Genomic DNA, 13521 nt, shown 5'->3' on the forward strand with positions numbered 1-13521 from the left:
AGACTTGAGGTGTAAATGACATGTATGAATATAAGTTTGTAGAAACTTCACTAGGGGGATTTTTTTCTTCTCCAACACATAGAGAAACCATTAAGGAATATGCAGCGCAAGGATGGAAATTAGTCCAAGTGTTACCCATGGAGTATAATGGCCATGGAAAACCTACTTCATATGAGATCATATTTGAAAGGCTTATACAAGATTAGTTTATAGATTTGCAGAAAGGATGATAGGTCAAAATGAGCTTAATGGATCAAGCTATTGAATTTGCCGCACACAAACATCGCCACCAACATCGGAAGGGGACCGATATACCTTATATTAGCCATCCGTATGGAGTAGGTATGATTTTACTTAAGGCTAAGTGCAAGGAAGAGGTAATTATTGCTGGGATTCTTCATGATACACTTGAAGATACCGATACCACCGAAGAGGAAATACTGAATCAATTCGGTCAAAATGTCCTTGATTTAGTAAAAGGTTGCTCAGAACCAGATAAAGGAGCATCCTGGGAAGAACGAAAAAAGCATACACATGAGTTTTTAAAACAAGCTCCGCTTTCCATTCGTCAGGTGGCGTGTGCAGATAAATTACATAACCTACGTTCAATCAAGCGTAATCTTGAGGAACTAGGAGAAGAAGCGTGGGAAAGATTCAATAGAGGACGCGATTCACAAGAATGGTATTACACGGAGATCGTGGAAAGCCTAGGATACACAAGCCGGTTCCCTTTACTAGATTTATTGCAGGATGAGGTAGAAGTTGTTTTTGGGGAAACTTTTGAAAATGAGGATTAGAAAAAATTAAGACCTGATAAAGAGTTTTTCATTCTAGCCTTTAAATCAATCTATCACTTAATTTTGAAAAGTAACAGCGGTAAGTGAAATTGATTCAAACAAGTGGTGAATTTGCCTTTTGTCGGTACCTAACAACATAACCAAGATTTAAAATCTACCTAAAATATTGACAGAAATGAGGAGAAATAGTTGAAACTAGTATTAATATTTGGACCGCAGGCAGTTGGTAAAATGACAGTAGGGCAGGAACTAGGGAAATTAACGGATTTAAAACTATTTCATAATCACATGACGATAGATTTAGTGAGCCAATTTTTTGATTACGGGACAAAAGCTGGGAAGAGATTAGTCAGCCTGTTTCGTGAGGAAATATTTGAAGAAGTAGCTAAAAGTGATTTAAATGGTTTAATATTCACATATGTTTGGGCGTTCGATTTGAAATCAGACTGGGATTATGTTGAAAAAGTATGCTCAATATTCGAGGCAAAGGGAAGTAGTGTTTATTTTGTTGAACTAGAGGCAGACTTTGATGAAAGACTCGTAAGAAACAAAAGTCCACATAGATTAGAGCATAAACCAACAAAAAGAAATATTGATTGGTCAGAAAATGGTCTTAAAAATTCCATGGAGAAATATCGCTTAAATTCATTCCAAGGGGAAATCAAGAGGGAAAACTATGTAAAAATCAATAATACTAATATACCTGCCGAAGAAGTAGCAAGAATTATTAAAGAACGTTTTCAATTATAGAGGGAAATTAAATGTCGGGGAAAAGCGGATGCTAGAGAACGTGGACAATCAAACGATTCAAACACATTATTTAGAAAAAAATATCTGCTACGTTGACTGGAGGCAAATAATCAATTTTATTAATCTTTCAAATAAAAATGGATATGCCAAATTGGCAAAAACGTTAAAGTATTTTTAGCGCGCTAAAAATGTGTTTCGTCGATTAGTTACCGATGATCGAATGAAGATTAGGAGGTTGGAATCAAATTAAAATTTTATTTATTTGCAGTAAAAATCAATGGCGAAGTCCTACTGCGGAAAAGGTATTTCATAGATTTAATAATTATGATGTAAGATCAGCTGGGACGGAGGAAGGTGCAAGGAATAAAGTCACAATGGGACATATTGGATGGGCAGATCTTATTTTTGTAATGGAAAGAAAGCATTTAAGAAGACTAAAGGAAAAGTTTGGTCTGCAACTTCAGAATAAAACAATTCATTGTATTGATATCTCCGATGATTATGGTTATATGGATGAAGAACTGATTGAAATATTAAAAGCTAGAGTATCAGAATTTATAGACGTACCTGATTAATACTACTTCAATATTTTAGCACTCAAGTAACTCACGTCTATTGAGATCTAAAATAGAGGATAAAGCTGAAGTGAGTTAAGAGATTTAATAGAGTTTGATAAGATGTTGCCTTGGTTAGTAATTTAACCAAGGTTTTTTTATGTTCTAAATAGACTTTGAATCTACGAAATGAAGAGTGAAATCATGAGATCATTCGTTTTTAACGATACGTGGACAAAAAGAAAAACAAAAAGAAAATAAAAAACAACAACAAAAAGATAAAGCCTTTCATCCAATAGTAGATAAAAACCTAAGCGAAGAAAATACTCGAGACAGAGTTGTTGTTAGCAAAGCATGGAGATCGTTTTTCTGCTTCGGATTGAAGCGGAAGAACGGTCCCCATGTTTTGTTTTTTAAAATATTCACAAGTTTATTAAAAAGCATATGTCCATTTTGGACTTTAATCACTATATGTTCTATGAAGGAAATTTTTTGTAGAAAGGGTGGTTGAAGATGGCAAAGTTTAGAATGGTGAGAGTTGATTTTTGGAGGAACCCAGTTGTGTTAGAGGAGATGTCTCCAGAGGATAAGTACTTTTATCTTTATCTATTAACGAATCCGAATACAACTCAAATTGGAATCTATCAAATCACAAAGAAACAAATGGCGTTTGATTTGGGTTATTCGATTGAGAGTGTTCATGCGTTAGTGGATCGATTCATCCATCATCACAAGGTCATTCGTTACAATCCTGTAACACGAGAACTCGCGATTAAAAACTGGGGGAAATACAATCTCCAAAAAGGCGGAAAGCCGGTTATGGATTGTATTTATTCCGAGTTAAAAGAGGTTGAAGATACATCACTGATTCAATACGTTTCGGAATCGATTCAAAAAGGCGAAATTTGTAGTGTATACCAATCCTTTTGTAAACAAGTAGTGCCTTCTACCATTGAGGAAGAAGTAAGTGATATAGAGGACCAAACATTTATACATACCGAAAATGAAGTGGGTAAGGACGCGTTTATGCCTCCTTTGGAACATTCAATAGTTCTTACTCCAGAAAAAGAAGCAGTCAAAGAAATTATCGAGTTTTGGGACGATAACGGATTTGGTTTATCAAATCTGAATGCCAAACAGCAGCTGCTACCGTGGTTAGATGACTCTAATTTCCTACAGCCGAAACAAGTCATTTTAAAAGCGATGAACATTGCTTGTGTCAACAACAAACGAAAACTAAATTATATCATTGGCATTCTTAAAAACTGGGAAAATGAATCGTTATTGTCGGTTGAAGAAATTGATGCCTATCAGGAAAACTCAAATACAGTACAAAAGCTTAAACAATCGACCGAATCGAAACCTTCTGGTAGAGATATTCCAGGTAGATTTGTACTTGATCTTACAGCAGGTGAAGATTGGTTAGTATGGTCGAAAAAGCATTCTTAGGAAGTTTGATAAAGGCGGAATACCTGCTGAAGGATACGGTGATTCAACCAGAACACCTGGCAAGTACCAGGCACCAGGAATTAATGCGAAGAATGTTGGCATTTATTCAAGCGGGTAAGAATGTGGATCTTATTACGTTTACCACCTTACCTGACCTCGAATCATTTGGTGGAATGTCTTACCTGTCAGAGCTGTTATCCTATGCGGACCTTGAGAAGTTTGACAGCATGGAGAAGCTGATTTTAGATCTGTGGAAGGAGCGCGAAAAGAGAAATATTCTAACCGTCGCAAACCAGAATGATTGGGATATATCGAAGGTCATTACCGAATTGGATAAAATTAGCCAGATGAAAATGGATGATCACACCCCCTTACAACAAGCGCTGTCAGACATCTATGAAGCCCCATGGGAAGATCATGTAAAACTGAAAAGTGCACCAACCGGCATCAAAGAGTTCGACGAAATGACGGGTGGATTCCAGGATGGAGAAGTGACCATCCTAGCGGCAAGACCATCAATGGGAAAAACCGACCTGATGCTTCATTTTACCAAAATGTCTGGTTGGGCTGGTTATTTACCACTCGTATTTTCCTTGGAAATGCCTGAAAGGTTAATAACGACAAGGTTAATTGCCTCCACAGGTGGCTTTAACCGTGCAAAAATGAGTGATCCGAAAAGAATGCTAAATGATAGTCAAAAAAGTAGTTGGTCAGATGTAATTGGTGATCTCAATGAAACTCATATGCAAATATTTGATGGGGCAGGACAAACGATCGCTGAAATGAGAGCGAAAACGCGAAAATTGATCAATCAATTTCCATACAAAAAACCAATTCTTTTCATTGATTACTTAACACTCATTCATTCTAGCCAATTTTACGGTGGGAATTCTCATTCCCAAGTGACGGAAATATCCAGAGCCCTCAAAACGATGGCCAAGGATTTTAATTGCCCCGTGATTTGTTTGGCACAGCTAAACCGATCAGTGGAATCAAGAGCCAACAAACGGCCGATGATGTCTGATATTCGTGAATCAGGCAGTGTGGAACAGGATGCTGACGTCATTTTGTTTTTGTATCGTGACAGGTATTATGACAAAGAATCTCAGAATTATTCCCTTGAAATCATCGTCTCGAAAAATCGAAATGGTCCAGTTGGAACGATCGCAGTGAATTACAACGAGCATACTGGAAAAATCGAGGAGCAAAGGGAGCAGTTTCTTAAAGTTGAATAACCAAGCCAAAGGACAAAGATAAAATACTCATTCAGAGGTGTTTGAATATGTTAGTTAAAGATGTTTACCTAGAAAGTTTGCGTTATGAAGAAACCTCATTGGCCCATTGCATTCACCATTTACTTGAAGAAAAGAAAATCTCATTAGAGGACGACATGACCGAAATAGACCTTGAACTAGTCAATCCTCAGAAAGTTGCTGAGATGATTCGAAACAATGTATTAGGCTTTCGAAAGTTGAACATTTACTCACTGAAGAGAAATAGGAATGAGTTTGTTTTTATCTTTGCAACCAGACAGCAAGAGGCCATCCAACACTTTACCGAAACCTATCATCAACAGCCCTTGAACTGTCTCGAATTTCAGCTTGATTTTCAGCTTATTAGAGGAAATGAGATTATTTCATTTCGGGACATGAGGAAGGAATTTATGAGTTTTCCTGCTGTAGTGGGGTGTTATAGGAAGTAGGGACAGTTCCTTGTCCCAATGAAACTAGGCAACTGGGTCAACAAACCTGACCCCTGTTCCACCAATATCCCACTAAATGGACTGAATTTTCCTAATTAACTGAATAGGCATCTATTACTCTTTTTTGAATATATTTTTGAAGTTTAGATTTATTTTAACTTGATATAGTTGCTTATTTGGGAAAGTAGGAAAGGAGCTTTTTAATGAATTATATTTTGATTTCACCTTATTATCCAAGTAATTTTCAGTCATTTGCTCATCGTTTAAAAGACGCAGGTGTGAATGTATTAGGAATTGGTGAGGAGCCATATGACCAATTGGGTTCGGCATTACAAAACTCTTTAAAGGAATATTATCGTGTGAAAAATTTAGAAGATATAGAAGAAGTGAAACGGGCAGTTGCCTTTTTATTTTATAAACATGGTCCAATTGACCGCATTGAATCCAATAACGAATACTGGTTAGAATTGGATGCGCAGCTGCGTGAGCAATTTAATGTGTTTGGAAATAAACCAAATGAATTGAAAAAAGTGAAGTATAAATCGGAAATGAAGAAACTGTTTAAAAAAGCAGATGTGCCTGTTGTAGAGGGAAGAGTCGTTAAAACTAAAAATGAGTTATATAAAGCCATTAACGACTTAGCACTGCCAGTTATCGCTAAACCGGATAATGGAGTGGGATCAGCTGCCACCTTTAAATTAAGTTCAGAAGAGGATGTACATCATTTTGAAGAAGAATGGGGAGAAGCACAAGTGTACTTCTTAGAACCATATGTTGAAGGGGGCGTACTATGTACCTTTGATGGTTTACTGGATCAAGAAGGGAATATTGTATTCCAAACAAGCTTTACCTATAATGTGCCAACTCTGGAGCTCGTAAAGGGTCAGTTGGATTTAGCTTATGTCATTCAAAAAGAAATAGATCCAAAGCTCGAAGCTTATGGAAAGGCGATTGTGAAAGCTTTTGACATGAAAGAACGTTTTTTCCATATTGAGTTTTTTAAATTAGAAAATGGGGATTATGTTGCACTTGAATATAATAATCGCTTGGCTGGCGGCTACACGATTGATATGTACAATTTCGCGCACTTCATTGATTTATTTAATCAGTATGCTTCTCTTGTGACAGGAGGAGAATTTAAGGATTCTGGTGCCGAAAACCAATTTTGTGTCGGTATAACACAGCGTGATGCGTATGAATATAAACATGATAGGAATGCCATTTATGAACGATTTGGCAACTCTTTGAAGTTTGAACAGCGTATGCCAGAGGCGTTTGCGGAACTCCAAGGAAATCAATTTTATGCGATTAATGCAAATTCGCAGGAAGAAGTCGATGACATTATAAGTTTTGTACATGAACGAAAACAGGAGATCCTTCTATGCATATAGAACAGTTAAGCCATTGGAGTGGTGAATTAGGACGTGAAATGCGGTTGAATAGATATGGACACAATGGCATGCCAATCGTCGTTTTTCCTTCCTCTGGAGGGACGCATTCTGAATACTATGATTTTGGAATGATTGATGTGTGTAAGGACTATATCGAATCAGGAAAAGTTCAATTTTTTACATTGACTAGTATCGATAGCGAAAGTTGGCTGCACGAATCCAAACCAGCCCATGACCGTGCATTAACTCATGAAGCATATGACCGTTATGTGATTTCAGAAGCGATTCCATATATTAAACATAAAACAGGTTGGTTTGATCCTATGATGACAACGGGGTGTAGCTTGGGTGCCTATCATGCATTAAACTTTCTCTTGAGACATCCGGATGTCTTCCAAACCACCGTTGCCCTAAGTGGTGTTTATGATGTGCGTTACTTTGTCGGGGATTACGGAAATGATCACCTTGTATACGAAAATTCTCCGAGTGATTACATATGGAATCAAAATGACGCCTGGTTTATGGATCGGTATCGTTCAGCAGACATTATTATTTGTACCGGTCTGGGTGATTGGGAACAGGATGGGCTGCCTTCCTACTTTACATTAAAAGAAGCCTTTGAAGAAAAACAAATTCCAGCATGGTTCGATGAGTGGGGCAAAGATGTTTCGCATGATTGGATTTGGTGGCGACGCCAAATGCCTTATTATTTGGAGAAGTTATTTTACTAAAATAAAATGTCAAAAAAACATCTGTACGGCTTAAGCCGCTGGTGTTTATTGACGGGATTTTTGGCTTTAGGTAATAAATAATTGATGTATATTAAAAATATCGATAAAGTGGTGATAAAAAGTACAAATGGAAAGGTGTCCCACTTGTTTTCGAAAATGAATCACTGATCCTTGTCCTATGTACAAATAAAGGGTTGTTTTGTCGGAAACAAAATCCACAAAATAAACCCGAAACAGTCTGTAGTTGTATTAAATAGTAATACTTATTTATAATAATAAAAAACATTTGGTGCTAATACACCTAATCAGTACAACTACATGCTACAAGAAAGTGGCTGTCGATAGTTAGTCTAAAATAAAGAAGTAACTTGCCTATTCTTTGTAAGGGAGGAGGCGGTTACTTTTTTTCTATCAGTGACAAGAACAATTATTGTTGGGACGAAGGTTTCTTGTCCCACTGACTGGATAACAGATTATGATTTGTAGTTCAAGGGAATTTAACTCAGTGCCTGACACCTTTTCTTGCATTTTAGTCTAATTAACAGTGTAGTTTCAAGGCTGACAAATTTCTTTTTTGAGTGCCTGCACCATAGCATTATTACCGTGATAATAAAAGCTATTTTAATGTTTTATTGGATGACTCTATACGAAAATGAGTGTGTCGCCTAGGCTTTAATTAGACTAATAAGTATATCCAGCTGAATGATGAGAAGAAAACCTATATAAAAATCGATTGTTAACGATTTATGAACTATAAAGATAAATAGCAAGTGCTGCCAGACTGTTTGATAAGACCTCTACATTGTCGAGCACTTAAACATAAGTAAAAGAAAAAAAGGAAGCAAGTGTTTCAGGAGACGGTTCTACTACTTCAATTTGATACAGTAGAACCGTATATTTGCTTAATAATTGATTATAGTCTGTAAATTGTAAAAATCCTCATGAAACTGAAACTACATACATTCGGTCAAAAAAATATAGAAAAAACTAATCTCTATAGGTTCATTATATAAAATGTTATGCGATATCTAAAAATATACTGACTATAATGAATTGTAAATTAATTACCAGATATAAATGGATTTATTTTTTAATTTAGAAAAATTAATATAATTTAATATATATTACAAATATTACTAATGATATAATAAAATTATTATTTGAGAAATATTTCCTATGTGAAAATTCAAAAATGTTCCTAAAGTATTTAACCTATCAATAATACAGGAGCTGGGTTCTAAAATGAGTTTCAAAGAAAAACATATTAAAACAGAATATAGATCCTTAAGTGACAATGTTGTTAAGGAGTTCTATATCCCACTATTAAAGGATGCTCAACTGTATAAGAGAGCTGTCGGTTTCTTTTCTTCAACAGCATTAATAGAAATTTCAAAAGGTTTAGCAGGTCTGATAGATAATGGAGGGAAAATTCAGTTAGTTGCGTCTCCAAGATTGTCTGAAGAAGATATCGAGGCAATTAACAAGGGGTTCGAATTAAGAGAACGTATTATTGAAAAAGCCTTAATAAATTCATTTACCCCACCGAGGAACATTTTTGAAGAGGATAGACTAAATTTATTAGCTAATTTAATTGCTGATGGACGTTTGGAAATCAAAATTGCTTTTTTGGAAAATAACAATCATATTGGAATGTTTCACGAGAAAATGGGATTGATATATGATACCCATAACAACATTGTTGCTTTTACGGGTTCTATGAATGAAACAAGTACTGCTTTTTCACATAATTATGAATCAATAGATGTTTTTTGCTCGTGGACTACAGATCAAGATAGAGTTAACTCAAAAGAAAGAGCATTTACATCTATCTGGAATGATTATGAACCAAATATCCAAATAATTGATTTTCCAAATGTAGGTAAAGAATTGTTTGAAAGTTATAGAAGATCTTCATATGATCTTAGTATCGATCAAAGGGAATTTAATTATAATGAGGAAATTAAAGCTGGTGAGAAAATAAAGTTAATTGGTCCTCATATTCCGGATAAAGTGAAATTGCATGATTATCAATTAGATGCCATTAATACTTGGAAAAAGCAAAAGTATGTAGGCATTTTTGATATGGCAACTGGTACTGGAAAAACTTTTACAGGCCTTGGTGCTATTGCAGAGTTATATAAAGAATTAAATGGTGAATTGGCTGTTTTTATTGTATGTCCCTATCAACACTTAGTTGAACAGTGGGTTGAAGACATACAACTGTTCGGTATGAAACCTATTATAGGGTATTCTGCTTCTTCTCAAAAAAATTGGAAAAAAAGACTAAAAGATGCGGTTATTTCATTTAATTTAGGAGTCAAAAAGCATTTTTGCTTTATAGCAACTAATGCAACCTTCTCTACAGATGATATCCAAGAACAGTTGAAAAAGGTTAAAGGGAATATTTTATTGGTAGTAGATGAGGCGCACAATTTTGGTGCTAAACACTTAAGTGAGACCTTAAACCCTAATATTCCGTATAGATTGGCTTTATCTGCAACTCTCGAACGTCATGGTGATGAAGAAGGCACGGAAAAATTATTTAAATACTTTGGGGAGAAATGTATTGAATATTCTCTAAAAGAAGCAATAGACAGTAATAAATTAACACCATATTATTATTATCCTTTAGTGGTTAATCTTACTGAGGATGAACTAATGGAATATAAAAACCTAACAGCGCAAATTTATAAACATTGTTCAAAAGATAAAAGAGGTAAAATCCAAATAAGCGAAATAGGTAAAATGCTACTAATAAAACGTGCGAGACTTGTGGCGTCCGCACAAGAAAAAATATTGAAATTGGCCGAGACTATTGAAAATTACAAAACCGATAATCATATGTTAGTTTATTGTGGTGCAGCTACCTTAGAAGATCCCCAATATATTGAGGGTGAAGCATCTAACGAAGAAAAAAGACAAATTGACATAGTAGCTGACATGCTAGGTAATAGATTTAATATGAGAGTTTCAAAGTTCACATCAGAAGAATCTGCAGAAGAACGCGAGGAATTAAAAGTTGCTTTTGCTGAAGGGAAGCATCTTCAAACCTTAATTGCAATTCGATGTCTTGATGAAGGAGTAAATATTCCTAGTATTAAAACTGCATTTATTCTTGCTAGTAGCACAAACCCTAAGGAATATGTACAGAGACGAGGACGGGTACTTAGGAAGTTTCCAGGTAAAGATTTTGCTGTTATTTATGATTTTATTACATTACCTGTATCGATTGATGAAGTAAATAATCTATATGAAGAAGATATTATTGGTATTAGGTCATTAGCAAGTAGAGAAATAATAAGAATGAAGGATTTTGCTGCTATAGCTGAAAATTCTTCTGTGGCTGATCGATTGATAACAGAAATTACAGACGCATTTAAACTAAATGATATTGGAGGAGATGAATATGGCATCTGAGTACTCATCTAGCATAGTCATTGATGAAAAAAAACTTAATCTAATGAAGTTAAATATATTAAAAGCTGAACAAAATAATTTAAAGACAAGAGAAAAATCTAACGAAGAAATGGTAGAAGCTATTAGAAAAATAATTGCAGATGAAGTTAAAAAGAATTATTAAGGAGTGTTTGTTGGTATGCTCTTGAAATCAGTTACGATGAAAAATTTCAGACAGTATAAAGGTATACAAAAAGTAGAATTTTCAACCGATAAAGTACAAAATGTTACAGTGATTTTAGGGAATAATACAAGTGGTAAAACTACATTGTTACAAGCATTTAATTGGTGTTTATATGGTATAGCTAATTTCGATACAAAGGACTTCCTTTTAAATTTAGATGTATCCCGTGAGATGAATAAAGGTGCTACTGAATATGTAGAAGTAGAAATAAACCTTGTTCATAATGAAACTGAATATTTTATCACTAGAAACCAAGAATACACATGTGACAATAGGGGAACACGTCCAACACCTGTAAAAAACGTCAGGGTTTCCTATAAACAACCTGATGGACAAATAGAACCTATTAAACAAATATATGTAGAAAAAACAATTAATGAAATTCTGCCAAAAGATTTATCTACTTATTTTTTCTTTGATACTGAAAGAATAGGTAATATTAGTTCTAAAGCGGATGTAACAGATGCTGTAAAAGGATTGCTGGGTTTATCTGTTCTAGATAATGCAATGAAACACCTAGGTAGTAAAAATCTAAAGTCTAGTGTAATTGGAAAACTAACTTCAAGTATGGACTTGACGGGAAATGATAGAGCTACAAGTGCACTTGCTCAGATTCAAAGCCAACAATCTAGAAGAGAAGCAATTTCTAAGCAACTCGAGACAGTTAAAAGTGAAATTGCACACTATGAAAAGCGTAAAGAACAATTAGATGAGATTTTAAGAGACAATCAGTCAACTTCAAAATTACAAACCGATAAGGAAAAACTTGAAAAGAATGTAATACATGAAAAAAAATTACTTGAAGATACATTTTCAAAATTTAATGATGATTTTAATACAAATACTGTTAACTTTTTTGCACAGCCGTTAATGAACAGAGCCTTAAATTTATTAAAAGAAGCTAAGGTTGATGATAAAGGCATTAAGGATATGAATGCACAGTCAATCATGGATATAATAAAAAGGGGTAAGTGTGTCTGTGGGACAAAAATCGAGAATGAAAATGATGCATTTAATCACCTAATGAAGGAACTAGAATTCCTACCTCCACAATCAATTGGAACTATTATTCGTAATTTTAAGGAGAAAATACTAACTTATAACACTACTAATGATTCTTTCTTCAAAAATATTAAATCTAGATATGAAGATATTTTTAGATACAAAGAACGAATCCAAGAATGGGAAGATGAAATAACGGATATTAGTGAACAAATTAAAGGTAAGGAAAATATGAAGAAATATGAAGACGATTTGAACGATGTAAAAAAACTGTTAAAAGACTTAAACGGTAAAAAAGAAAGATTTATCCATGACGATGGTGCTTGTGTAGCTGAAATTGAACGAAGTCAGAAGGTGTACGATAGTCTAATTTCAGTTTCAGACAAAAATAAACAAGTTATGACTTATATTAAGTATGCAGAAGAAATTTATAAATGGATAGAAACCTCATACAAGGAACAAGAATTCGTTATTAGGGAAAAACTTGAAGGGAAAGTAAATAATATCTTTTCGAAAATGTATCATGGGCGAAGAAAAGTTGTGATTGATGATAAATATAGAGTATCACTTTTGACAGCATATGCGGATGATGAAGTTAAGACAGATGAGTCAAAAGGACTTGAAACAGTTAAAAATTTTGCTTTTATTGCTGGTCTGGTTGACTTAGCTCGAGAAAAAATTATTAGTAAAGCTGGAAATGAATCAATGGCTTTAAGTTCAGAACCATATCCCCTAGTAATGGATGCTCCATTTTCTAACGCAGATGATAAACATGTTAGTAACATTTCTTCAATACTACCGGAAATTGCAGAACAGGTGATTATGTTTGTTATGGAGAAAGATTGGAACTATGCAGAAAAAGTAATGGGCAAAAAAGTAGGTAAGAAGTATCGTCTCAATAAAGAGACTGAAACCTTAACCTTTTTAAAGGAGAGTGTTGGTTAATGTTTGAAACTGATCTTTCTTTAGTCGGAAAGCATGCCACATATACAAAGTTTCTAGTTAATGATGCTAAAATTTTCAAGAGATATATAGATGTTTTTATGAATGGAGCCATTTTTGGATTTCTCTATGGCCGTAAGAGTGAAAAAGATAAAGATTCCACAGATCGAGCTAATATTTTGGCAGGTGCGTTTATTACTGAAAAAATGCGTTGTGATTTTATATATCGCTTAATTATGTTACTTGATGATTCACCAGGAATAACAAATGAAAATAAAATAGACCGTGCCTTTAGAGATGATTCTAAGGGAGAAAAATCTGAGAATCATATTGCTAATATGAATTTATTTAATTCATACGTGCTAGGTGGAATTGAAGTATTATTTGAAAAATTTACCGAAGATTGCACAACAAAAGAGGATTATATTAATAAGATCTACGAAGTTGTATCTAATTTTAAAGATGAAATTGAAGGCGTAGAATATAATGATAGAATAAAAGAAGTAATACAAGTCTATTCGAATTAGGTGGATAATATGACTGATATAACAACAGATATACAC

The 13521-nt window shown here is 34.4% G+C and carries 13 protein-coding genes; all 13 read left to right on the top strand.

Features of this window, described 5'->3' with window-relative positions:
• The first annotated feature begins 20 nt into the window (after positions 1-20).
• The 13 genes from LRP83_RS07075 (at position 21) to LRP83_RS07135 (ending at position 13485) form a co-directional block, all read left to right on the top strand.
• Positions 21-206 carry a DUF4177 domain-containing protein gene (locus tag LRP83_RS07075; protein WP_230495986.1) on the top strand — a complete coding sequence of 62 codons (186 nt, stop codon included), beginning with the start codon at positions 21-23 and terminating at the stop codon, positions 204-206.
• Positions 207-239: 33 nt separating this feature from the next.
• Complete coding sequence (locus LRP83_RS07080; RefSeq protein ID WP_230495987.1) at positions 240-797, top strand: HD domain-containing protein; 558 nt, start codon at positions 240-242, stop codon at positions 795-797.
• 189 nt (positions 798-986) lie between these two features.
• Entirely contained in the window at positions 987-1547 is a 561-nt protein-coding gene (locus tag LRP83_RS07085) for a DEAD/DEAH box helicase family protein (protein WP_230495988.1), read from the top strand.
• 245 nt (positions 1548-1792) lie between these two features.
• Positions 1793-2122, top strand: a complete 330-nt coding sequence (locus LRP83_RS07090) for a low molecular weight protein tyrosine phosphatase family protein (protein WP_230496006.1) — start codon at positions 1793-1795, stop codon at positions 2120-2122.
• A 492-nt stretch (positions 2123-2614) separates the two neighbouring features.
• Positions 2615-3550 (top strand): DnaD domain protein, encoded by a 936-nt coding sequence (locus LRP83_RS07095; protein ID WP_230495989.1) that lies wholly within the window; start codon positions 2615-2617, stop codon positions 3548-3550.
• Positions 3529-4785 carry a DnaB-like helicase C-terminal domain-containing protein gene (locus LRP83_RS07100; RefSeq protein WP_230496007.1) on the top strand — a complete coding sequence of 419 codons (1257 nt, stop codon included), beginning with the start codon at positions 3529-3531 and terminating at the stop codon, positions 4783-4785. Before LRP83_RS07095 ends, LRP83_RS07100 begins: the two co-directional genes overlap by 22 nt.
• Before the next feature lie 47 nt (positions 4786-4832).
• A complete protein-coding gene (locus tag LRP83_RS07105) occupies positions 4833-5252 on the top strand; it encodes a hypothetical protein (protein ID WP_230495990.1) in 420 nt (139 codons plus the stop codon).
• A 203-nt stretch (positions 5253-5455) separates the two neighbouring features.
• Positions 5456-6643, top strand: coding sequence for an ATP-grasp domain-containing protein (locus tag LRP83_RS07110; protein WP_230495991.1), 1188 nt, complete (start codon positions 5456-5458; stop codon positions 6641-6643).
• On the top strand, positions 6634-7374 hold the full coding sequence (locus LRP83_RS07115; protein ID WP_230495992.1) for an esterase family protein: 741 nt from the start codon (positions 6634-6636) through the stop codon (positions 7372-7374). The genes LRP83_RS07110 and LRP83_RS07115 overlap by 10 nt, the downstream gene beginning before the upstream one ends.
• A 1242-nt stretch (positions 7375-8616) precedes the next feature.
• Entirely contained in the window at positions 8617-10791 is a 2175-nt protein-coding gene (locus LRP83_RS07120) for a DEAD/DEAH box helicase family protein (protein WP_230495993.1), read from the top strand.
• Positions 10781-10954 (top strand): hypothetical protein, encoded by a 174-nt coding sequence (locus LRP83_RS07125; RefSeq protein WP_230495994.1) that lies wholly within the window; start codon positions 10781-10783, stop codon positions 10952-10954. The genes LRP83_RS07120 and LRP83_RS07125 overlap by 11 nt, the downstream gene beginning before the upstream one ends.
• Positions 10955-10969: 15 nt before the next feature.
• Positions 10970-12961, top strand: coding sequence for an AAA family ATPase (locus LRP83_RS07130; RefSeq protein ID WP_290369502.1), 1992 nt, complete (start codon positions 10970-10972; stop codon positions 12959-12961).
• On the top strand, positions 12961-13485 hold the full coding sequence (locus LRP83_RS07135) for a hypothetical protein (RefSeq protein ID WP_230495996.1): 525 nt from the start codon (positions 12961-12963) through the stop codon (positions 13483-13485). Before LRP83_RS07130 ends, LRP83_RS07135 begins: the two co-directional genes overlap by 1 nt.
• Positions 13486-13521 lie beyond the last annotated feature (36 nt).

The sequence above is a fragment of the Pseudoneobacillus rhizosphaerae genome (genome assembly GCF_917563885.1).
GTDB classification, from domain to species: Bacteria; Bacillota; Bacilli; order Bacillales; family Cytobacillaceae; genus Pseudoneobacillus; species Pseudoneobacillus rhizosphaerae.

What these genes read in the sequence shown, in the direction of transcription:
- LRP83_RS07075 (WP_230495986.1), top strand. Translation starts at nt 21, where the DNA reads ATGTATGAATATAAGTTTGTAGAAACTTCACTAGGGGGATTTTTTTCT.
- LRP83_RS07080 (WP_230495987.1), top strand. Translation starts at nt 240, where the DNA reads ATGAGCTTAATGGATCAAGCTATTGAATTTGCCGCACACAAACATCGC.
- LRP83_RS07095 (WP_230495989.1), top strand. Translation starts at nt 2,615, where the DNA reads ATGGCAAAGTTTAGAATGGTGAGAGTTGATTTTTGGAGGAACCCAGTT.
- LRP83_RS07100 (WP_230496007.1), top strand. Translation starts at nt 3,529, where the DNA reads ATGGTCGAAAAAGCATTCTTAGGAAGTTTGATAAAGGCGGAATACCTG.
- LRP83_RS07105 (WP_230495990.1), top strand. Translation starts at nt 4,833, where the DNA reads ATGTTAGTTAAAGATGTTTACCTAGAAAGTTTGCGTTATGAAGAAACC.
- LRP83_RS07110 (WP_230495991.1), top strand. Translation starts at nt 5,456, where the DNA reads ATGAATTATATTTTGATTTCACCTTATTATCCAAGTAATTTTCAGTCA.
- LRP83_RS07115 (WP_230495992.1), top strand. Translation starts at nt 6,634, where the DNA reads ATGCATATAGAACAGTTAAGCCATTGGAGTGGTGAATTAGGACGTGAA.
- LRP83_RS07120 (WP_230495993.1), top strand. Translation starts at nt 8,617, where the DNA reads ATGAGTTTCAAAGAAAAACATATTAAAACAGAATATAGATCCTTAAGT.
- LRP83_RS07125 (WP_230495994.1), top strand. Translation starts at nt 10,781, where the DNA reads ATGGCATCTGAGTACTCATCTAGCATAGTCATTGATGAAAAAAAACTT.
- LRP83_RS07130 (WP_290369502.1), top strand. Translation starts at nt 10,970, where the DNA reads ATGCTCTTGAAATCAGTTACGATGAAAAATTTCAGACAGTATAAAGGT.
- LRP83_RS07135 (WP_230495996.1), top strand. Translation starts at nt 12,961, where the DNA reads ATGTTTGAAACTGATCTTTCTTTAGTCGGAAAGCATGCCACATATACA.